A 20,602-nucleotide genomic window follows, 5' to 3' on the forward strand; every position below is an offset into this window, starting at 1 on the left:
AACAGGGAGACGAATGCCGGAACGCACTGAAACACCTGAATCACCTGAAACGCTGAGACTCGTCGTCGCCGACGACAACTATCTCGTTCGCGAGGGAACGAGGCGCTTGCTGGAGGATTCCGGCGAGGTCGAGGTCGTTGCCGCGGTCGAGGATGCGGCCCAGCTGCTCGCCGCGGTCGCCGAGACCTCGCCAGACGTTGTACTCACCGATATCCGGATGCCTCCCACCCACACCGTCGAAGGCATCGAAGCTGCCCATGCGATTCGTCACGCGCACCCGGAAATCGGCGTCGTCGTGCTGTCGCAGTACTCCGACGCCGACTACGCGGTGCAGCTGCTGGAGAACGGGACCGACGGCCTCGGCAACCTCCTCAAGTCGAATGTGGGCGACCTGGACGACATGCTGTACGCACTTCGGGAGGTCGCAGCGGGCCGGTCGGTGGTCGACCCCGGGGTTGTGCAGCGACTGGTGGAGCGACGGGTCGCTCAGGCGACATCGCCGCTGTCCGCCCTGGCGCCCCGCGAGCTTGACGTGATGCGCGAGATGGCCGAGGGCAAGACGAATGGTGCCATCGGGCAGGCGCTGCACCTGTCGGAGTCGACGATCGAAAAGCATGTCAACGCGATCTTCACCAAGCTCGCCCTTTCCGAGGAGCCGACCGTCAGTCGGAGAGTCGCTGCCGTGTTGTCGTATCTGCGCCACCCTGGTATGCGCTGAGGCCGTCGCCGACCCGATTGATCATGCGGGAAGATTCGGGACTCCGCTCCCGTGACGGCGGGACACCGCGCAGCGCAGATTGATGACTGTACGAACTTTCAGTCAATCGAAGGAGGACAACATGGCATCACACGATCGCGCATCGGAGGCGTGGAATCGAACGGGAGCGCTGGCGGGGGCGGCATACGTCGCTCTCACCGTCGTCGGTAACCAGCTCGCCGCCGGAGGCTCCAGCGACCCCCACCCGAGCGGAGCGACGGACCTCACGACCTTAGCTTCGACCCCGGGCGTTGTCGCCCAACTCGGCTCGGCGATCGAGTTCCTGGGCTTCATCGCCTTCATGTTCTACCTCGGTTGGCTGGTCACCACGCTTCGTACGCGGGGTGGGGTCGCCACATGGTTCGCGAGCACCGCCGTCATCGCCGGCACTGTGACCGTCGCTTTGAAGATCTCGTCGATCTTTCCCGTCATCGCCGGCCGCCTCGATCACAACTCACTTTCGCCCAGCATCGCACGAGTGCTGGCGGACATGAACAACGTGGCGTTCGTCGTCACGTTCCTGACGTTCGGCACGTTCCTGGCCGCGGTCGGCGCAGCGTTCGTTGTCTCCCGGGTGATGTCGCGCTGGTTCGGTTGGTCCGCGGTGGCCATCGGCGGCGGCACGATCGCGCTGACACTGCTGAGCGGTGCCGACCCGATCAACGCCAACGCCTTGCCATTCATGCTCGGCTTGCTCTGGATTCTGGTCACCGGCATTGTGCTGGCGTGGCGCGGGGTGCGTGCCGAGCTGCCGGGCGAGCCGACGCGGATCGCGACACCCGCCTGATTGCTGTGCATGCCGGGCTGCGACGCCACGCCGCGCGGGTGCATAATGCCACCATGCGGGTGCATAATGCCACCTTGCCGGTACAGCGTGCCGCGTTCTTGTGGTCGGCAGCCTGCCTCGGGCCGCTGCTGGTCATCGGTTACGCAGCGGCGGCGCTACTGCTCAGGCGCCCGATCGTGTCGGTGGATTCCGGTGGCCTCGAAGACGTCTATCCCAACATCGTCTTCGGCGTGCTGCTACCGCCGCTCGGTGCACTCGTGCTCAGTCGGCTGCCTCGGCATCCGATCGGCTGGCTCTTCCTGTGTTGTGGTCTTGCCAGTGCCCTCACCCTTGCCGTCTGGGTGACGGCGGACATCTCTCTGACGTTCTCTGCGGCGGGGTCCGCGGCGTTCGCCTGGGTCTCCGAATGGATATGGTCTCTCGGCTTCCTCCCGCTCGTCACGCTCGGGGTGCTGCTGTTTCCGGACGGACGCCCCCCTGGCCCGTACTGGCGAACGCTGGTATACGTCGACGCGCTCGGCCTGCTCCTCGTTCTCCTTGCCAACGCACTCGGGCCCGGGCCGCTCGAGAACTTCCCGGTCATCACGAATCCGCTCGGAGTCGCGCTGCCTGCTGCGCTGTTCGTGACACTGCAGGCGCTGGGCATGGGGATGCTTGCCCTCGGCGTGGTCGGCTCCGTCGCGGCCACGGCGGTGCGCTGGTGGCGCTCACGCGGAACCGAACGGGATGCGATGCGCTGGTTCGCATTGACGATCACGATCCTCGCCGGTGCCATCCTGTTGCCGCTACCGCAACTCATCGGCGATGTCGTCGCAGTGATCGCGGTGTCGCTGGTGCCCGTCGTCGCGACGGTCGCGATCCTGCGAACCAAGGCATACGGCATCCGAGTCGTCATCAGACGATCGTTGGTCTATGCGATCCTGACCGTGCTGTTGCTGCTCGGGTATGCCATGGTGGTGATGCTCGTCGGCACGCTTGTACCGGCATGGGCGACTCAGGCGGGGGCCTTGCTGGCGACCGCGCTCGTCGCGATCGTATTCGCACCGCTGCGCGACCGTCTGCAACGCAGCCTCGATCGCATGCTGTTCGGTCTTCGAGGTGACCCGTATGACGTTCTCACCGGGGTCGGCCGTCGGCTGGAGAATTCCAGTCGCTCGGGCGACGCGTTGACGGAGGTGGCCGACACGGTTGCGGCGTCGCTGCGGCTGCCCTATGCGCGGGTTGAGGTGGATGTCGACGGTGGGCCACCACTGATGGGCGAGTATGGCACTCCGCAGGCAGAACTTCACGCGGTCGGGCTAAGTTTCCAGTCGGAGCAAGTGGGTCGCCTGCTGGTGGCGCCGCGCACCTCGCGCGACCCGTTCCGGCCCTCCGACCTGCGACTGCTCGACGACCTCGGCAGGCAGATCGGGGTCGCCGCACACGCGATACGTCTTGCGGTGGAACTCCAGCGTTCCCGCGAAGGGCTGATCGCTGCCCGAGAGGAGGAACGTCGTCGCATCCGGCGCGACCTGCACGACGGACTCGGGCCGGCGTTGGCGGGTGTCGCGCTCGGTCTGGATGCCGTTGGTCACATCGCGGCCGTCGACGGTGCCAGGGCCGCGCAACTGGCCAGCCAACTCAAGGCAGAGCTGCAAGCAGCGCTCGCCGACGTTCATCGACTGGTGGAGGACTTGCGCCCTCCCGCACTTGATCAGCTCGGCCTGGTCGGCGCAGTGCGTCAGCAGGCTCGGCTGCTCAGCGACCGCGACCCCGGCCTGGAGGTCGACGTTGAGGCATCCGACATCAGTGCGCTGCCCGCTGCGGTCGAGGTCGCGGCGTACCGGATCACCACGGAGGCACTGACCAACGTCTCACGCCACGCCTCCGCACGGCACTGCCGGGTAGCTTTGAGTTTTGATGCTGGCCCGCAAGGGGCGACAGCACTGCTGGTGGAGATCGAGGATGATGGCGTCGGCATCGGCGCACAGCCACCCGCTGGGGTCGGCCTGACCGCGATGCGCGAACGCGCCGGGGAGCTCGGTGGCGGCTGCGAGACGAGCGCGACGAGACTCGGAGGCACCCTCGTCTCCGCGTGGCTGCCGGTGGTACCCATATGATCCGCATTCTCCTCGTCGACGACCACCCGGTGTTCCGACACGGGCTGCGCACCTTGCTCGACGTGCTGCCCGACCTCGAGGTGATCGGCGAAGCGTCGAACGGGAGCGAGGCCATTCTGATGGCGGAGACGGAGCATCCGGATGTCGTCGTCATGGACCTGCACATGGCCGGCGTCGACGGCGTCACTGCGACGCGACGGATCACGCAGCGAGCGCCTGAGACCGGTGTGCTCGTGCTCACCATGTTCGACGACGATGAATCCGTATTCGCCGCCATGCGGGCCGGTGCGCGCGGTTACCTGGTGAAGGGCGCCGACAGCCCTGATGTGCTGCGGGCGATCTCGGCCGTTGCACAAGGCGAGGCGATCTTCGGCCCGGGCGTGGCCGAGCGGGTGCTCGGCTACCTGACCCGTCCGTTGTCCGCGAGAGATGACGTTGTGTTCCCCGAACTCACCGAACGGGAACGCGACGTGCTCGAACTCATCGCGGCGGGTCGAAGCAACGGGGATATCGCAGCACGGCTGTGTCTGAGTCCAAAGACAATCAGGAACAACGTCTCGAGCGTCTTCGCGAAGCTGCAGGTGGCCGACCGCTCGGAAGCCATCGTGCGGGCCAGGCGCGCGGGGCTCGGCGTGGCCGACTCGGAGAACCGCTGAAACCGTGCCGTCCGAGCATTGCGCACCCGACCGACCCAGGTCAGCGGATGCCGGTCGGCACCGAATGCGGTCGGCTACGACCATCCGCAGCCGCGGTGAACACAAAAGCGCGATTGCACGATCGGTACTACGTTGCGCGCGGTTTGAGTTCTCTCAGCTGGCGCTCCCGGATCAGTTCAGCGGCGGTGAGCAGGTGCGTGCTCTCGGGCAGCGCGGTCTTGCCGATACCGCGGATGAGTTCACCGGGGTCGGTGCTGAGCGCGACCGCAATGCGTATCAGCGTTGTCAGGCTGGGGTTCGCTCGACCGCGCTCGATCTTGCCGTAATTGGTGACGTGCATCTCGGCAAGGTGGGCGACGTCCTCCTGGCTGAGCGCCATGCGGTGCCGAATGTCTCGAAGTCGCTCTCCCACGATCTCGGCGGCTACTGAGAATTCTTTGGGCACTGCTCATGTCTATGTGCCTGAAGCGTGCATCACCAGAGTCTTTCTAGCTCTAGCGTTTGTGCCCTAATTGCTTGCACCCTTCGCTACCGCTTTGGCACGATGCTCCGGCTGCGCCGCCGATGCTATGCCGGCGGGCGGCGGCGCTTTTCGTCGTAGCGCTGCCCGGGTGGTGGGCGATGCTGACGTTGCGGGGTCATCTCCAACGTCATGCCGACAAGAAGCTCGGACGGATCCTTTCCGAGCGCCCTCGCAATCCGAATCAGATTGTGCATGTTGGGATTGCGCAGTCCGCGCTCGATCTTGCCGACCGTAGTCCAATCGATCTCCGCGGCTGCCGCCAACTCCTCCTGGGTCAAGTGGAGTTCGAGCCTGAAGGTTCTGACCCGCTTCCCAAGTTCCTCAGTTGCCGGGGAAAGAGGATCTGCCATGCCTCATGGATATCTGTTGACGGCACCCCCAACCAGGGTGTCAACATCCGGGATCAATTTGCCCACGGTGTTTTTGCCTCGTAGGCTCGAACCCACAGCGTCTGATGGAGGAACTGCCCGTGACCGTTTCTCCGGCTTCGGCGCAGAGCGCACCAGAAAACTTGCCCCACAAGCCCGCAAGCGGCATCACCGCCTTACTCGCCGAATACGCGCGTCTCGCTCGTGACACTCACGAGAAGGGGTTGCTGTTCGAGCGGTTGATTGCGCAGTTCCTGCGCACTGATCCGTTGTATTCTGCGCGATTCGACGAGGTGTGGTTGTGGCAGGATTGGCCAGGCCGCGATGGCAAGGTCGACACCGGTATCGACCTCGTTGCTCGGGAGCGGTACACGGGCAAGCTCTGTGCGATCCAGTGCAAGTTCTACGCGTCCGATCACTATCTGCAGAAGAGCGATATCGATTCGTTCTTCACCGCGTCGGGTAAGGCGGGGTTCTCCTCGCGCGCCATCGTCTCCACGACGAACCGTTGGTCGAAGCACGCGGAAGACGCGATCGCCGATCAGCAGATCAACACGTTCCGGATCGGTCTGGACGAGCTGGAAGCCAGCGACATCGACTGGTCGCAGTTCAGCATCGAGCAGCCCGAGCAGATGCACCGGGAGCCGCTCAAGGAGTTGCGCGAGCACCAACTCGAAGCGCTGCGTGACGTGAAGGCCGGATTCGACAATGCCGACCGCGGCAAACTGATCATGGCATGCGGCACGGGCAAGACGTTCACGAGCCTGCGAATCGCGGAGCAGCTGACCCCGCCCGGTGGGTCCGTGCTGTTCCTGGTCCCCTCAATCGCGTTGCTGTCGCAGACGCTACGCGAGTGGGCGGCGCAACAGGTGCTGCCGCAGCGCGCATTCGCGATCTGCTCAGACACGAAGGTCGGCAAAAGGTCCGAGGACTATTCGGTCAGCGACCTCGCCTTCCCGGCCACGACGAATGCAGTCTCGCTGCTGGCAGCCGCAAACGAGGGCGGGCCGGATGACGGTCTGACCGTCTATTTCTCCACCTATCAGTCGATCGGCGTGGTGGCGGATGCTCAACAGTCCGGCCTGCCCGCGTTCGACCTGGTCATCTGCGACGAGGCACACCGCACGACGGGCGTGACCCTCGCCGGCGACGCCGAGTCTGCATTCGTGCGCGTGCACGACGAGAACTACATTCGCACCCGCAAACGCCTCTACATGACCGCGACCCCGAAACTGTACGGGGACGCGGTCAAGTCGAAGGCATCCGAAAAGCTCGCCGTGGTGGTCAGCATGGACGACGAGTCCCGCTTCGGTCCGACCTTCCATCGCCTCGGCTTCGGCGCAGCGGTGGAGCGCGGCCTGCTTTCGGACTACCGCGTGCTCGTGCTGGCAGTCGACGAAGGAGCGATCGGGGCGAACTTCCAACAAGAGTTCGCTCAGCAAGGCGAGTTGAACATTCCGGATGCCGCCCGCATCGTCGGCATCTACAACGGCCTGGCCAAACGTGGTGTGCAGGGTTTGGGGCCGTGGCCGGGAGATATCGCGCCGATGCGCCGCGCGGTCGCGTTCAGCCGGTCGATCAAGGATTCACAGAAGGTCTCCTCGATGCTGGACGGCTTCGCCGGCGGCCCGGTCGCATCCGGTGTGCCTGCCTTCCCGACCACGACTGAGCAGGAACGCCTCGACGAGGCGACCGAGAATGCGGATGCGTCGGGTCGCGCGATCGCCGCCAAGGCGACCGCCCAGCCGCTCGGCATCCGCTCGCAGCATGTGGACGGCACGATGAACGTCCTCGTCCGCAATGAGAAGCTGGACTGGCTGAAGGCCGAGACCGACGCGGATGAGAACAGTTGCCGCATCCTGACGAACGCGCGTTGCCTGTCGGAGGGGGTGGATGTTCCGGCGTTGGATGCGGTGATCTTCCTGAACTCGCGGGACAGTCAGGTCGATGTGGTGCAGTCCGTCGGCCGGGTGATGCGCCGCGCTGAGGGCAAGGATTACGGCTACATCATCCTGCCGATCGCCGTTCCAGCCGGGGAAAGCCCGGAGCAGGCGCTGAACGACAACGCGAAATACAAGGTCGTCTGGGATGTGTTGCGCGCGCTGCGGGCGCACGATGAACGGTTCGAGGCGAAGATCGAACAGTTGGACCTGAACCGGCGCAGCGACGACCAGATCCAGGCGATCGCGGTCACCGACTGGCACCGCGACGGCGAAGGGGCGGGCCACGACAGCCCGGACTCGATGTCAGTGCCGTTGAACTGGGCTGCGCTCGGCGCGGATTGGACCGATGCGATCTACGCGAAGATCGTCGACAAGGTCGGCGAACGCGATTATTGGGAGAACTGGGCCCGCAACGTTGCGGAGATCGCCGCCCGGCAGCAGGCACGCATCCGCAACCTGGTAACCGGGTCGGATGAGCGCATCCGCACCGAGTTTCAGGCTTTCGTCGGCGGCCTGCAGGACAACCTGAACCCGTCGATCACCGACAAGGATGCGATCGAGGCACTCTCCCAGCATCTGATCACTCTGCCCGTCTTCGACGCCCTGTTCCAGGACTACTCCTTCAGCGACAACAACCCGGTCTCCCAGGTCATGCAGCGCATGGTCGACGCGCTCGAGGGCACCAACGTCGCAAGCGAACGCGACGAACTCGATGCGTTCTACGCGAGCGTGCGCCGCACCGTTTCCGGCATTACGGATGTCGCGGGCAAGCAAACCACCATCAAGCGGCTCTACGAGAAATTCTTCTCCGGTGCGTTCCGCGACACCAGCAACCGGCTCGGCATCGTGTATACCCCTAACGAGATCGTGGACTTCATCCTGCACAGCGCCGACGACCTGCTGCGGAGCGAGTTCGGCACGTCGTTGTCGGACGAGGGTGTGCACGTGCTCGACCCGTTCACCGGAACCGGCACGTTTATTGTGCGGCTTCTGCAATCCGGGCTGATCAAGGCGTCGGATCTCGTACGAAAATATCGGTACGAACTGCACGCGAACGAGATCGTGCTGCTGGCCTACTACGTGGCCGCGGTGAACATCGAGGAGACTTTCCACGGTATTGTCGGCGCGTCTCGCGGCGCGCATGCTGAGCACTATGAGACGGACAGGTATGAGCCGTTTCCCGGCATCGTGCTCACCGACACGTTTCAATCCTCGGAGGACGACGACGAGCTCGACGACCACGGTGTCTTCGGCGACAACAACGACCGCGTGAAGGCACAGAACGCCCTTAAGATTCATGTGATCGTCGGCAACCCGCCGTACTCCTCCGGCCAGGACAGCGCCAACGACAACAACCAGAACCTCAAATACCCCTACCTGGACAAGCGGATCGCCGAAACCTATGCCGCACGGTCGACCGCCACGTTGAAGAACAGCCTCTACGACTCGTACATTCGCGCTATCCGCTGGGCAAGCGACCGCATTGGGGATCGCGGTATCGTCGCCTTCGTCTCCAACGGCGGCTTCCTCGACGGCAACACAGCCGACGGGCTTCGCAAGAGTCTGACCGATGAGTTCAGCTCGCTGTATGTGTTCAACCTGCGCGGTAACGCCCGCACCTCGGGCGAGCAGCGCCGCAAGGAGAAGGACGGAGTCTTCGGCGAAGGCAGCCGCGCGACCGTCTCGATCTCACTGCTCGTCAAGAATCCGGATGCTGCCCAGCACGGCGTGCTCCACTACCGCGACATCGGCGACTACCTAACGCGTAAGCAAAAGCTTGGGCTGATTGCCGAATACGGCAGCGTCGACGGCGTGTCGTGGGATGTTCTCGACCCCAACGAAGCAGGCGACTGGCTCGACCAACGTGATGCCGTCTTTGGCTCATTCCGCACACTCTCGGAGAGAACAGGGCCAGGCGTGGGGATCTTTTCAGCCTACTCGGGAGGTCTCAAGACGAACCGGGATGCGTGGGTGTTCAACGCCTCACGGGAATGTCTCGAAGCAAATGCCGAGCGCACGATCAGCTTCTTCAATAGCCAGGCTCACTCTGCGACTGGGAACGGACCAGTGACCGAGGATAGCCTTGACCGCGATACGACCAAGATAAGTTGGTCTTCGAGCCTGATTCCACGCGCGCTTCGGAGAGACGCATTGGGGTTCGATCGGCAGAACTGTCGCGTCGCCGCATATCGTCCCTTCAACAAACAGTGGCTCTACTTCAGCGCGGATCTCAATGATCGTCGTGGAATCCTGCCAAAGATTTTTCCGAGGGCAGACCGCGCGAACCTTGGCATCTTTGTGATTTCCCCGGGGGAAACAAGCGATTTCGCATCACTTGTGACCGACGCCGTCCCGGACCTGCATTACCTAGCGACCGGCCAGTTCTTTCCGCGCTACACCTACGAGGCGAGAAGCGAACAGCCGAGCCTGTTCGATGACGGTGAGCCGTACACGCGGGTCGACAACATCACCGATGAGATCGTCGCCGAGTACCGTGCGCTGTACGGGTCACAGACGACCAAGGACGACATCTTCTACTTCGTCTACGGGCTGCTGCACTCCCCCGACTACCGCACGACGTACGCCGCCGACCTGAAGAAGATGCTGCCGCGCATTCCGAAGTTGAGTGCGGCATCCGATTTCTGGGCATTTGCGAAGGCTGGGCGCGAGTTGGCGGACCTGCACCTCGAGTACGAGAGTGTCGAGCCTTACCCGCTGGAGATAGTGGTTTCGAGACGGCCGCGGGCGGCCTCCTCAACCACCAATGCCGTGGCACCATCGCTGGTTGAGGAGCGCCGCGAGGAACGAGCGGCGCGTCTCGAAACCCCCGCACCAAATCCTTCGGCGAGCGACCTCACCGGCGTCGATCTCCGCGTCGAGAAGACGCGATTCGGCGGCAAGGCCGGCGCGTGGGACAAGTCCACGATCCGCTACAACGACCAGATCACGCTGAGCGGGATTCCACCCGAAACTCACGAGTACCTCCTCGGCTCCCGCTCGGCGCTCGAGTGGATTCTCGAGCGCTACCAGGTGAAGACGGACTAGGCCAGCGGCATCCGGAATGACCCGAACGACTGGGGGCTCGAGCACGGCGACCATGAATACATCCTGAATTTGGTCAAGCGCATCGTGACGGTGAGCATCGAGACCGTCGCGATTGTGAGCGCGCTGCCGCCGCTGCGCATCAGCGACGGTCAGTGAGCACCACGGCTCCCCCTGCAGATAACCGAAGCGACCTGCGTTCTCCCCAGTTCACACGCACCGCCGCCGCTGGCGAGCACTAGACGACGAATCTCGACGTGATTACACTGTAATTACATGAGAGGCAAAATCGTGAAAATCGGCAATTCGCAGGGGGTGCGCATTCCCAAATCGATATTGGTGCAAGCGCACCTCACCGGCGAACTGGACATGACAATCGTCGACGACGGGCTTTTGCTGACCCCTGTGGTGGAGCCGGACACTGGGCTTTCGCTCATGCTCGCATCGCGCGAGGCGCTCAGTGATTGGGAGCGCCCGGAGGAGGATGCGGCGTGGGCATTCCTGCAGTAGGCGACATCGTGGTCGTACCGTTTTCGTTCTCGGACGGATCCGCCGTCAAGATGCGCCCCGCGCTCATCGTTGCCGCCGCCGATCATCGTGATGCGATCGTGTGCCAGCTGACTTCGCGAGCCTACTCGAGTAAACAAGCAATCGCGATCACCGAGGTTGACTTTGCAGCCGGACGACTACCGCTCGACAGTTTTGTGCGGCCCGAGAAGCTGTTCACCGCAAGTTATTCTTCGATCGGCGACACGCTCGCCGTGTTGCACCCATCGACGATCGCATCGGTGCGAAACACGATCGCGAAGTTATTCACCGACTGAGTAATCGACTGGCGATCTCAGGGATCGGCAACAGAGGTTCGTCGCTTACGAAGTCTTTGCGGCGACACCGTCGGCAGACATGCAATCCCAGAGCACGGCGACATCGGATTCTTCCCATTCGGCGAATGCTGCGGTGTACGCATCGACCAAACTAGTGTTGGGTTCCATCGTTTGACCGTACCGGGCGTCTTGTGCGCCTGCAACCTACGAGCGGCTGAGCGGTGACATCGGCCGAATGCATCGGACCCCGGCTGTAAAACGTGCATTTGAGCGATCTCGAGGTCGGCCAACGGGGTCTCGATACGCTCGCTAGCGCTCGCTACTCGACCAACGGCGGCGTGACGCTTCGGCTCCGCTCAGCGAACGAGCAGAACCACCACCCGTAGACTCGAGGGATGGCCCGCAAGACCCAGCCGATCGTTTCCATCACCGGCATGAGCACACCCCGCGGCGGCGCACTACCCGGCGCAGGCGTGCGCGGCTTTGATCGGCTGATGGCGATCCAACGGCCAGCTGTGCTCGCGCACATCCGCGGCATCCGCAAACGCAATCCGGATGCATCCTCTCGCGAACTCATCCGCATTCTCGAGCGCCGCTACCTCGCGGCGGTGACCACCAGCGGTGCCGCTGTCGGCGCGACTGCCGTCATCCCGGCCATCGGAACCGTCACGACGCTCGCCTTGTCCGGTGTTGAAACTGCGGCCTTTCTTGAAGCCACCGCTCTGTTCGCCCAATCGGTCAGCGAGGTGCACGGCGTCGCCGTCGAAGATCCCGAACGGGCGCGCGCACTGGTGATGGCGCTGATGCTCGGCCGTGAAGGCTCGGACCTCGTGCGCCAGTGGGGCGCCGAGGCGATCGCGCGGGACACCACCCGCCAGATCTACTGGGGCGAAGTCGTGACCAGCAGCATGCCGCGCGCTGTGGTTGGCCCACTCGTTGACCAGTTGCAGAAGTCATTCCTGCGCCGATTCGCCATCAAAGGCGGCGCGGGGATGCTGGCCAAGGCGATCCCATTCGGCATCGGTGCGGTCGTCGGCGGCACAGGTAATCACATTCTCGGCCGCCGCGTTCTCGGCAACGCGCGCATCGCGTTCGGCGAACCGCCGATCGTCGTCATCGAGCACTGAGCCTCAGCGAGCACGCCGCCGTCACCCGGAGAGCTTCCTCACGGCGGGCATCGCGCCACTCCGTTGGTCGAGTAGCGAGGTACGAGCGTATCGAGACCGCCTCGCGAGGTCTCGTGGTCTCGATACGCTCGCCGGCGCTCGCTACTCGACCACCGGGGCGCGCTATCGAGATCCCAGCGGGCGCAGCCGATCCGTGATGGGGAACGGCAACGTGAATTCCCGAAGAGGCACGTTGATATCACCCCAATCGTCTTTCTTGATCCGGATCGTGTCAGACGAGACCTCGGTTATGCGCACTCGAAGCCAATATCCGTCGTCAAGCAGCAGCTCGAAAGGGTCGGCAAGGTAGCCGATTCCGGTCGACTCCAGCGTCTCCTCCGCTGTGAACCAGTCGACCACGCCGGTCTGCGGCCGACCGAGCAGATCGATGACGACGAACCCGTCGGACTCCGGGCGCATCCAGCCGATGAGTTCGCCATCGCCGCGGCGATGCTCGATCCAGTCGGTGGTGTGCGCCATTTGCCGACCATATCAACGCGGGCACGACCGTTCAATCCTTGTTGCGGCGCAGATCCGGGTCTCGATTACAGGTCTCGATTACAGGTCTCGATACACTCGCTAGCGCTCGCTACTCGACCACCATCTGCCGCTACTTGATCACCAGCTGCCGCTACTTGACCAACGAATGTGCTATACCCAACCACCGAGTCAAACGATCGGCGGGCGGCCGGCGAGCGTCATCCGCCAGACGGTGCGCCAGCGGATCGGCCGCCGTTCCCCCGGGTCGGTGCGCCAACCCTCGCGCCAGCCGCCGAACCACGCCCGAAGCGCTGCCGGGCGGCGCGCCCAGCGCAGCACCTGGATGCCGGTCCACGCTCCGACATAAAGCGGCATGAACACGGCGGGCAGATTACGCCGCGCCAACCACACCCGGTTTCGGGCATTGAGCCGGTAGTAGTATGCGTGCCGGGTCGGCTCGATCGCCGGGTGATTCGCTGTCAACTCCCCCGCATACCAGGCACGCTTGCCCTGATCCCACACTCGCCACGCCAGCTCTATGCCTTCGTGGGCATAGAAGAACGGGTCCGCCCAGCCGCCTGTGGCATCGAACACCGCGCGCGGCAACAGCACAGCGCCCTCCCAGCACGAGAACACATTACTCGACTGGGTCGCCTCGCCTTTTCGGATGCGGGGTACCCAACGCCGCGGTGACGTACTGCCACTCGGGTCCACGACACGCGGCTGCACCAGTCCGATGCCGCGATCGGCCTCGATGAGTGCGGTCGCCGTGCGCAGGAATCCCGTGCTCGGGAGCGACGCATCGTCGTCGAGAAAGAACAGATACTCGCCAGACACCAGCGGCACGCCCCGATTCCGGCCCGCCGGGATGCCGAGGTTCTCCTCAAGCTTCAGCGTCTTGGCCGCAGCGGGAAGCGAGGGATGCGCATCTGCCGGGTCCCAGCCGTTGCCGACGACCACGACGTCGAGCGTCACATTCTCTTGAGAGAATATACTCCGGATTCCTCGCGCCAGCTCATCCGGACGCTTGCCCTGGGTGAGCACCACGACCCCGACCGAGACCGGAGGGCGCGCACCGCCGCCAGCCGCACCGCCCACGGACAAACTGCCGTCAGGACCGGACACGGTTCGACGCCATGATCGCAACGAAGTGCCCAATCAGTGACAGCAGCGCCAGTGGCACGAGCACGGCGACGAGCACACGACTGGCCAGTTCCTGACCGACGAACAGGCCGACGACGGCCGTGATGAACGCGAGGATCGTCAACTCCACCGAGTGATACAGCCGGTGGAACGGAACGAAACGCGCCGCTTTCCGCAGCTTGGCGACGACGCCGTTGGTCGGAGCGGACGCGCTGCGCGTGTCGGCGAGCTTCACCAACCCGGCATTCGCCCGGGCCACGTGCACCATGTCGTTGAGCGCCTTGTTCAGCACGATGATCAGAGCGAGCAGAGTGCCGAGTGTTGTCCACAGGTAATCAGCCGGCACCAGGAACGGGTAGGCAGCCGCGCGGATCCCGAGCACCAGCGGGATCAGCGCCTCCGTCGAGTAATGCCCGACTTTGTCGAGGAACACGCCCGCAGGTGAGGATGTGCCGCGCCACCGGGCGACCTCACCGTCGCAGCAGTCGACCAGCATCTGCAACTGGCCGAGGACCAGAGCAATCAGCGCGCCCCAGATGCCGGGGATCAGGAGCGCCGCGGCGGTGGACCAGCCGACCAGAATCATCAACCCCGTGACACCGTTCGCAGAGATGCGCGTCTTCAGCAGCATCCAGGTCAGGTAAGGAGAAAGGTCGCGCAGATACAGCGACGCCGTCCAGTGCTCGGCGTTGGCGCGCGAGCGCACCTCGGGCGGCTGTGCCACCGCCCGCAGCTCCGCGATCGACCGCGGTCTGGCACCCCGCCCGGTCACGTCAGGCCCCGTCTCGTGGTCGGCCGTCGGCGGCTCGTTCGACATGGTTACCTTCCCGTGTGCGCGGAGATATTGGGCGTAAGTGCGAAGATACCGAGCACGAAACCGATACCCCAGCAAAAGTGGATGCAGGGCAAGACAAGCAGATACCAGAGCGTCGCCCGGACCCCGAGCGCCGGGCTAGCGGCGAGCGCAGCCGCGACGACCAGCAGCAGGTAGAAGGCCGGGGCAACGAATCCGATCAGAAGCCACGGCGTCGCGCCGACGTTCGCCTGCACGATTCCGATGATGCCGAGGATCAGGCCGACCACGACACCGAGCACCATGATCGGCGGAGCGAAATAACGGATGCCGTTGGCCTCGGGAAAGCGCCGCGCCAGTTCGCCGCGCCACAGCCCTGTCGAGAGGAACTGGCGGGCCAGGCTGCTCATGCTGGCGCGCGGGCGATAAACGACGCTCAGCTTCGGCGTGAACCACACTGTGCCGCCGCTGCTGCGCAGGCGGCGATTCAGTTCCCAGTCCTGGCCGCGCTTGATTTCCTCGTTGAAGAGGCCTGCGTCGAACAGGCTGGAGCGCTTGAATACGCCGAGATAGACGGTCTCCGCAGGGCCCTCTTCGCCACCACGGTGAAGTTTCGTGCCCCCCAGCCCGAGGGCGCTACCGTAAGCGTGCGCAACCGCACGCTCGAACGGGGTCGTGCCCTGAGCATCCATGACGCCGCCGACATTGTCGGCATCCGTTCGCAGGATCGTTTCGACCGCGATACGCGCATATTCCGGCGGAAGCACCGAGTGCGCGTCGACCCTGATCACAATCGGGTAGCGCGACGCATTGATCGCGATATTCAACCCGGAAGGCGTCGACCCAATCTCATTGTCAAGAATGCGGATGCGCGAATCGGCCTGAGAGAGCTCCGTCACCAATTCTGTGGTGCCGTCGATGCTCGGGCCGAGGGCCAGAGCGACCTCGAATGGCCCGGCATAATCCTGCGCTAGGAGGCTGTCGACCGCGTCGCGCACATGGGCGACCTCATTCAGAACGGGCATGACGTAAGAGACTCCGGGCAGCGTGCCCTCGTCACTCACTTGCGCCATATTGTCCACTCGTTCTCGGCTCGGTTGAGCTTATCAGTCAGCCCGCGGCCGACCCGGTGCCTGCGATCCGGCCCTCCACGAGGGACACACCAGCGCGGATCCAGGAAGGCGGGAAGGTGCGATGGTGCGAATGGACGGCAGATGTACGCCGATCGCCCGCACAACAATCGTTGCGCGGGCGATCTTGGGGGTGTCGGATAACGCTTCTACTGGGCCAGCGTGCCGAGCGTGACATCCACCGTGAACGGCTTGCCGTCGCGCACGTAGGTGAGCTTGGCGCTCGACCCGGCTGCGAGGTAGCGCACCTGCGCGGTGATGTCGGACGAACTCGTAATCGGAATCCCGTTGAAGTTCGTTACGACGTCGCCCGCTTGCAGGCCCGCCTTCGCTGCGGCGCCGCCGCTGCTGACCGACGCGATGGTCGCGCCGACTGTCGTGCTGGAGGCCGAACTCGAGGCATCCTTCACGCTCGCACCGAGCAGGCCGTGGGTGGCCTTGCCGTTCTTGATCAACTCGGAGGATACGCGGCTTGCGAGATCTGATGGAATCGCGAAGCCGACGCCGATGCTACCGGTCTGCCCGCTGCTCGAACTGCTCGAGCTGGCGCTTGCGATCGCGACGTTGATACCGATGACCTCACCTTTCGAGTTCAGCAGCGCGCCGCCGGAGTTGCCCGGGTTGATGGCAGCATCCGTCTGGATTACGGGCAGCGAGATCGTACCCGTCGTGGCGTTCGGAGTTTGGCTCGAGCCGCCCTGACCCGGCAGATCAAAGTTCCACAGGTTGAACGGATTGTCGGTGCTGCCATTTCCTTGCGACTGCTGGTCGTTCTTCGGCGCTGCCGACGACGCGATCTGGATGCTTCGGTTCAGCGCGCTGACGATGCCATCCGTCACCGTGCCGGCGAGGCCCAACGGAGCACCGATGGCAACGGCGCGGTCACCGACATTGAGCTTGCTCGAGTCTGCGAACGTCGCGGGTGTCATGCCGCTCGCGTCATTCAGCTTGATGACCGCAAGGTCCACGACCGGGTCGGTGCCGATCAGCTTCGCCGTGTACAGGTGGCCGTTGTTGTCTTGCACCTGGATGGTCGGGTTGGCAGTCTCGCCGTCGAGCGTGACGACGTGCGTGTTCGTCAGCACGTAGCCGTCGGCGCTCAAGATGACGCCAGAGCCGGTGCCTGCGGCCTGCGAGCCAGAGACGGAAATCGTCACGACGCTCGGTGAGGCCTTTGCCGCGACTGCAGTCACTGGAGTGGCATCACTTGCGTTGTTGACGGTGATGTTCTCAGCACCCGTCGAACTGGCCGGCTTGGCCGAACCGTTCTGGCTCGCCTGGACGATTCCCATCACACCTGCACCGGATGCGCCACCGATCAGCGCCCCGATCGCAAGTGCGGCGACGAGCATTCCGACGCCGCGCTTCTTCGGCTGCTTCTCCGCAGCCGTGGTCGCGGGTGCTGCGCCGAGAATCGGCTGCGTCGGTTGAGTCGAATACTGCTGCGCGTACGGCTGCTCCTGGTTTGCGTATGGGTGCTCGGATGCGTAGGCCGGCTGGGCTGGCTGGCCCGGCTGACCGAAGGCGCCATTGCCGTAGTACGGGGCGGGCGGCTGCGCGACCGGGGGTTGGGCGGGCTGCGGTTGGCCGGTCTGCTGCGCGACTGGCGCTTGTTGTGCAGGCTGGCCGACCGTAGGCTGCGGCACTGTGGGCTGAGCGGCAGTCGGCTGCGATGACGTTGGCTGCGCGGCCGTAGGCTGCGGCACTGTCGGCTGAACTGCCGTCGGCTGCGGCGTACTCAGGGGCGCCGCCCACGACACCTGCGGAACGGAAGACTGCGGAGCAGCTGCGGAGGTTGCGGATGCAGGAGTTGCGGGCGGCGCGGGGGGCGCAGCATCCGCCGTTGGTGGAACCGACTGTTGCTGATCAGTCGTGGTGTCCGGCGTCTGTGCCTCTGGCTGATCCGTTGATCCGGCTGCTGCCTCGGGCTCCGGTGCGTTGACGGGGTCGTTCGGGGTGTCAGTCATGTCGTGCTCCTTCCAAGCAAGCTCAGCATCCACGCTCCGCCTGAACGTAACCTATGCGCAATCTGTGTGTCGGCCTCAACATTGGTGTCGAGTGGCGTCGGCCACGTCGAATGGGCTCTCAGCAACCAGGACCGCGCGGGTTAGCGACACAGTCACGCCCGACAAGCACCGTTTTCGCATCGCCGACGACGATGGCGAATTGAGGCGCCTGCATGTTCAGAATACCCGGGATTTGCTGCCAATTCTGGTTTGCGAAGCGATACTCCGCCGTGTAGGTCACCCCGATCCGCACGGTGAAACTCCCGGTACGCACATACACATGACTCGTCGGTGTCGCGCTGAACTCAGGTAGGCCGCGTTGTGCCCACGATGCACCTCCGTCTGCAGACGTGCGCGTTGCGCCGTCTCCGTAATCCCAGGAAAATCGCGACGGGGTAAAGCGCACCTGTGCTGGCTGTCCGAGCAGTGTTCCACTCTGCACATCGACGCTCGCGACCGCCACAAAGTTGGCGTCGAGGCCAACGACCGCCCAGCCATTCGGTTCCATCGAAGTTGTGGGCACCGGTGCACGGAAATTGATGAGGTCACTCAGTCGAACCGTCGGATTCGCACACGGATCGGGAGCCTGACACGGGAAGACGTCGACGACCGGTGCGAAGTTAACGAACCCCGCATCGGGAAACGAGCTGCTCCCGGTTCTGCCGCTGCTCTCACCGCCTGAAGAGTCGCTCGCCGCGGCATCATTGCCGCCACGCGGTGCCGAGCCCTGGACCTCTTGAGTCGCACCGATGTTGACGCCGCCTCCGTCGATAGAGCCTTGTGTCTGCGGGGCCGGATCTCCGCACCCGCCCATGAGTGCCGCCGTACTCGAACATCCCGACTCGGATGCCCAGACAGGTGATGTGGCACCCACGGTCGCGCCGATAGTCAGAACTACGGCGGCTAGCAGAAGTTTTTTCCGGTCCATACTTCGCTCTTGTCAATCAGTAGTTTGGACGAACTGGCGTTCGCTTGGAACTCGACTTGAAGTGGTAGGCGATCATGCCGGGTTGCGGGGGTAACATCGGCACCCGCTGAATTGACGAGCCGTACCTTTGATACGTCGACACACAAATAAACCCCGACCCTGGCCCGGCCGGACACATCTGTGCTCGAATTGCGAAGCGTGGGCTTGTCGAACTCTGAATCGCCGACTGCCTTGTAGCCTTTTGCGTGCAATGTGTTCAGATCCTTAAGTTGGACTTCGTACCAGGCCGCCGTCACAAACGGTTTGATGCGCTCAGGGTCCTTCCCGCCGTCGTGCGCGATCGTGTCTGACATCTTCAGGTAGGCGGCGTAGGCATCCGTTGCGGCCTTCAGAGCATCAGCGTCCGATGCGAACACGGGTGAATGCGTCGCGGCCGGCGTGCGCGTCGGAGTCGGTGTTGGCGCCGCAGGCGTGCAGCCGCAGAGCAGGCCGACGGCGACCACCATCGCGGAACCGGCAAGGAGAAGTCGGTGGGTCAGCATCCGCATGCCATAACGGTAGAGCAAACCTGCGGAGCGCCGCGGAAGTTATCCACAGGCGGGTGCGGCATCCGGATCATGCAGTCACCGTAACGAGGAATGAGGGTGCCGTGGCGCAGCATCCGCTCACTTGTGGAGTTCGCGGTCGAGTCCGCCGTGTTGGGGCGATGACGTAGGTTGGAAATCAGCGTAGCGAGCACGCAGCGGCGCGAAGGAGCAGCATGAACATCGACGGACCCTGGCTGGCGGCCGCACGCGGAGCTGGACTCCTATCCCCCAGCGGAACAATCGCCGCCACGATCTTCGCGGAAATGAGCGCACTCGCCGCACGCACTGGAGCCATCAACTTGGGCCAAGGCTTTCCAGATGAAGATGGGCCAGCCGAGGTGCTGGAGGCGGCGATCCGCGCCATCCGCGACGGGGTCAATCAGTACCCGCCTGGCATCGGCATGCCGGTGCTGCGTGAGGCGATCGCCGAGCATCAGCGGCGCTTCTACGGGCTCAGCGTCGACCCCGACCGCGAGGTGCTCGTGACGGCCGGCGCCACGGAGGCGATCGCCGCAACGCTTTTGGCGCTGGTCGAGCCGGGTGATGAGGTCGTCACGTTCGAGCCGTATTACGACGCGTATGGTGCCCTGATCGCGCTGGCCGCCGGCGTGCATCGAACCGTGCAATTGCGCGCGCCGGAGTTCCAGCCCGACCTCGACGAATTGCGGGCCGCTGTCACTGACCGCACCAAAATCATCCTGGTGAACAACCCGCACAACCCAACGGGCAGCGTGTTCGGCCGCGAGACCCTCGAGACGATCGTCGAGCTGGCGCACCGGCACGACGCGATCATTGTCACCGATGAGGTCTACGAGCACCTGACGTTCGGCGTGCAGCACGTTCCAATCGCGACGCTGCCGGGAGCGCGCGAACGCACGGTGACGATCTCATCTGGCGGCAAAACCTTCTCGACTACCGGGTGGAAAATCGGCTGGCTCAGCGCACCGGCCGAACTCGTAACGGCGATTCTGGCGGTCAAACAGTTCCTCACCTACGTGAACGGTGCGCCATTCCAGCCCGCGACCGCCGTCGGACTCCGGCTTCCTGACGCCTTCTTCCGCGACGTTGCGGCTACGCTCGCCGCAAAACGCGACCTGCTGATCGCAGGGCTCACGGATGCCGGTTTCGCCGTTTCCGAGCCCGCCGGCACCTATTTCGTGGTTGCGGATGCCGCGCCCCTCGGTTACCCGGATGCCGTCGCCTTCTGCCGAGAACTCCCCCACCTTGCCGGCGTTGTCGCCGTTCCGATCTCTGCGTTCTGCTCGCAGCCGACGGATGCTTCGATGGCCTCGCTCGTTCGGTTCGCGTTCTGCAAACGCGTGGAGGTTCTCGGACGCGCCGCCGAGCAGTTGGCGGGACTGCACCGCTGA

General features: G+C 64.2%; 18 protein-coding genes and 1 pseudogene. 9 read left to right on the forward strand and 10 right to left on the reverse strand.

Annotated features, from left to right (window positions below; translation table 11 throughout):
• Window positions 1-13: 13 nt before the first annotated feature.
• From QU604_RS14300 to QU604_RS14315, 4 genes are all read left to right on the forward strand, one after another.
• The gene (locus QU604_RS14300; protein WP_308465293.1) at window positions 14-718 is read left to right on the forward strand and encodes a response regulator transcription factor; all 705 of its coding nucleotides are present in this window, start codon (window positions 14-16) and stop codon (window positions 716-718) included.
• A 121-nt stretch (window positions 719-839) separates the two neighbouring features.
• Window positions 840-1,544, forward strand: a complete 705-nt coding sequence (locus QU604_RS14305; protein WP_308465294.1) for a hypothetical protein — start codon at window positions 840-842, stop codon at window positions 1,542-1,544.
• Window positions 1,545-1,597: 53 nt separating this feature from the next.
• A complete protein-coding gene (locus QU604_RS14310) occupies window positions 1,598-3,643 on the forward strand; it encodes a sensor histidine kinase (protein WP_308465295.1) in 2,046 nt (681 codons plus the stop codon).
• The gene (locus QU604_RS14315; RefSeq protein WP_308465296.1) at window positions 3,640-4,299 is read left to right on the forward strand and encodes a response regulator; all 660 of its coding nucleotides are present in this window, start codon (window positions 3,640-3,642) and stop codon (window positions 4,297-4,299) included. The genes QU604_RS14310 and QU604_RS14315 overlap by 4 nt, the downstream gene beginning before the upstream one ends.
• A 127-nt stretch (window positions 4,300-4,426) precedes the next feature.
• Here QU604_RS14315 and QU604_RS14320 read toward each other — a convergent pair whose 3' ends face one another.
• Together QU604_RS14320 and QU604_RS14325 are read right to left on the reverse strand one after the other, a co-directional pair.
• Window positions 4,427-4,744, reverse strand: a complete 318-nt coding sequence (locus tag QU604_RS14320) for a helix-turn-helix domain-containing protein (RefSeq protein ID WP_308465297.1) — start codon at window positions 4,742-4,744, stop codon at window positions 4,427-4,429.
• Between the two features lie 122 nt (window positions 4,745-4,866).
• Window positions 4,867-5,172, reverse strand: a complete 306-nt coding sequence (locus tag QU604_RS14325) for a type II toxin-antitoxin system RelB family anti-toxin (protein WP_308465298.1) — start codon at window positions 5,170-5,172, stop codon at window positions 4,867-4,869.
• A 119-nt stretch (window positions 5,173-5,291) separates the two neighbouring features.
• Here QU604_RS14325 and QU604_RS14330 point away from each other — a divergent pair, with 119 nt between their 5' ends.
• The 3 genes from QU604_RS14330 (at window position 5,292) to QU604_RS14340 (ending at window position 10,999) form a co-directional block, all read left to right on the forward strand.
• The gene (locus tag QU604_RS14330; protein ID WP_308465299.1) at window positions 5,292-10,178 is read left to right on the forward strand and encodes a DEAD/DEAH box helicase; all 4,887 of its coding nucleotides are present in this window, start codon (window positions 5,292-5,294) and stop codon (window positions 10,176-10,178) included.
• Window positions 10,179-10,451: 273 nt separating this feature from the next.
• On the forward strand, window positions 10,452-10,685 hold the full coding sequence (locus QU604_RS14335; protein ID WP_308465300.1) for an AbrB/MazE/SpoVT family DNA-binding domain-containing protein: 234 nt from the start codon (window positions 10,452-10,454) through the stop codon (window positions 10,683-10,685).
• Window positions 10,667-10,999 (forward strand): type II toxin-antitoxin system PemK/MazF family toxin, encoded by a 333-nt coding sequence (locus QU604_RS14340; RefSeq protein ID WP_308465301.1) that lies wholly within the window; start codon window positions 10,667-10,669, stop codon window positions 10,997-10,999. The genes QU604_RS14335 and QU604_RS14340 overlap by 19 nt, the downstream gene beginning before the upstream one ends.
• Window positions 11,000-11,044: 45 nt before the next feature.
• Here the strand turns inward: QU604_RS14340 and QU604_RS14345 are convergent, their stop codons facing one another.
• Window positions 11,045-11,167: a hypothetical protein gene (locus tag QU604_RS14345; protein ID WP_308465302.1), complete on the reverse strand. Its 123-nt coding sequence runs from the start codon at window positions 11,165-11,167 to the stop codon at window positions 11,045-11,047.
• 227 nt (window positions 11,168-11,394) lie between these two features.
• On the opposite strand from QU604_RS14345, the pseudogene QU604_RS14350 reads away from it, so the two are divergent.
• Window positions 11,395-12,108, forward strand: a pseudogene (locus QU604_RS14350) (hypothetical protein); the annotation flags it as partial.
• A 180-nt stretch (window positions 12,109-12,288) separates the two neighbouring features.
• On the opposite strand, the gene QU604_RS14355 reads toward QU604_RS14350, so the two are convergent.
• The 7 genes from QU604_RS14355 to QU604_RS14385 all read right to left on the reverse strand — a co-directional run bounded on the left by QU604_RS14355 (window position 12,289) and on the right by QU604_RS14385 (window position 19,193).
• On the reverse strand, window positions 12,289-12,645 hold the full coding sequence (locus QU604_RS14355; protein ID WP_308465303.1) for a hypothetical protein: 357 nt from the start codon (window positions 12,643-12,645) through the stop codon (window positions 12,289-12,291).
• A gap of 189 nt (window positions 12,646-12,834) precedes the next feature.
• Window positions 12,835-13,743: a glycosyltransferase family 2 protein gene (locus QU604_RS14360; RefSeq protein WP_308468930.1), complete on the reverse strand. Its 909-nt coding sequence runs from the start codon at window positions 13,741-13,743 to the stop codon at window positions 12,835-12,837.
• Window positions 13,744-13,756: 13 nt separating this feature from the next.
• On the reverse strand, window positions 13,757-14,605 hold the full coding sequence (locus QU604_RS14365) for a CDP-alcohol phosphatidyltransferase family protein (protein ID WP_308465304.1): 849 nt from the start codon (window positions 14,603-14,605) through the stop codon (window positions 13,757-13,759).
• Between the two features lie 2 nt (window positions 14,606-14,607).
• On the reverse strand, window positions 14,608-15,654 hold the full coding sequence (locus tag QU604_RS14370; protein WP_308465305.1) for a glycosyltransferase family 2 protein: 1,047 nt from the start codon (window positions 15,652-15,654) through the stop codon (window positions 14,608-14,610).
• 206 nt (window positions 15,655-15,860) lie between these two features.
• A complete protein-coding gene (locus QU604_RS14375) occupies window positions 15,861-17,678 on the reverse strand; it encodes a trypsin-like peptidase domain-containing protein (RefSeq protein WP_308465306.1) in 1,818 nt (605 codons plus the stop codon).
• A 118-nt stretch (window positions 17,679-17,796) separates the two neighbouring features.
• Window positions 17,797-18,240 carry a hypothetical protein gene (locus QU604_RS14380; RefSeq protein WP_308465307.1) on the reverse strand — a complete coding sequence of 148 codons (444 nt, stop codon included), beginning with the start codon at window positions 18,238-18,240 and terminating at the stop codon, window positions 17,797-17,799.
• 380 nt (window positions 18,241-18,620) lie between these two features.
• Window positions 18,621-19,193, reverse strand: a complete 573-nt coding sequence (locus QU604_RS14385; protein ID WP_308465308.1) for a hypothetical protein — start codon at window positions 19,191-19,193, stop codon at window positions 18,621-18,623.
• A gap of 212 nt (window positions 19,194-19,405) precedes the next feature.
• On the opposite strand from QU604_RS14385, the gene QU604_RS14390 reads away from it, so the two are divergent.
• Window positions 19,406-20,602, forward strand: coding sequence for a pyridoxal phosphate-dependent aminotransferase (locus QU604_RS14390; protein ID WP_308465309.1), 1,197 nt, complete (start codon window positions 19,406-19,408; stop codon window positions 20,600-20,602).

The organism is Rathayibacter sp. SW19 (genome assembly GCF_030866825.1).
GTDB lineage: Bacteria > Actinomycetota > Actinomycetes > Actinomycetales > Microbacteriaceae > Rathayibacter_A > Rathayibacter_A soli.

Coding starts and splice junctions, on each gene's coding strand:
- QU604_RS14300 (WP_308465293.1), top strand. CDS start 14: ATGCCGGAACGCACTGAAACACCTGAATCACCTGAAACGCTGAGACTC.
- QU604_RS14305 (WP_308465294.1), top strand. CDS start 840: ATGGCATCACACGATCGCGCATCGGAGGCGTGGAATCGAACGGGAGCG.
- QU604_RS14310 (WP_308465295.1), top strand. CDS start 1,598: ATGCGGGTGCATAATGCCACCTTGCCGGTACAGCGTGCCGCGTTCTTG.
- QU604_RS14315 (WP_308465296.1), top strand. CDS start 3,640: ATGATCCGCATTCTCCTCGTCGACGACCACCCGGTGTTCCGACACGGG.
- QU604_RS14325 (WP_308465298.1), bottom strand. CDS start 5,172: ATGGCAGATCCTCTTTCCCCGGCAACTGAGGAACTTGGGAAGCGGGTC.
- QU604_RS14335 (WP_308465300.1), top strand. CDS start 10,452: ATGAGAGGCAAAATCGTGAAAATCGGCAATTCGCAGGGGGTGCGCATT.
- QU604_RS14345 (WP_308465302.1), bottom strand. CDS start 11,167: ATGGAACCCAACACTAGTTTGGTCGATGCGTACACCGCAGCATTCGCC.
- QU604_RS14355 (WP_308465303.1), bottom strand. CDS start 12,645: ATGGCGCACACCACCGACTGGATCGAGCATCGCCGCGGCGATGGCGAA.
- QU604_RS14365 (WP_308465304.1), bottom strand. CDS start 14,605: ATGTCGAACGAGCCGCCGACGGCCGACCACGAGACGGGGCCTGACGTG.
- QU604_RS14370 (WP_308465305.1), bottom strand. CDS start 15,654: ATGGCGCAAGTGAGTGACGAGGGCACGCTGCCCGGAGTCTCTTACGTC.
- QU604_RS14375 (WP_308465306.1), bottom strand. CDS start 17,678: ATGACTGACACCCCGAACGACCCCGTCAACGCACCGGAGCCCGAGGCA.
- QU604_RS14385 (WP_308465308.1), bottom strand. CDS start 19,193: ATGCGGATGCTGACCCACCGACTTCTCCTTGCCGGTTCCGCGATGGTG.
- QU604_RS14390 (WP_308465309.1), top strand. CDS start 19,406: ATGAACATCGACGGACCCTGGCTGGCGGCCGCACGCGGAGCTGGACTC.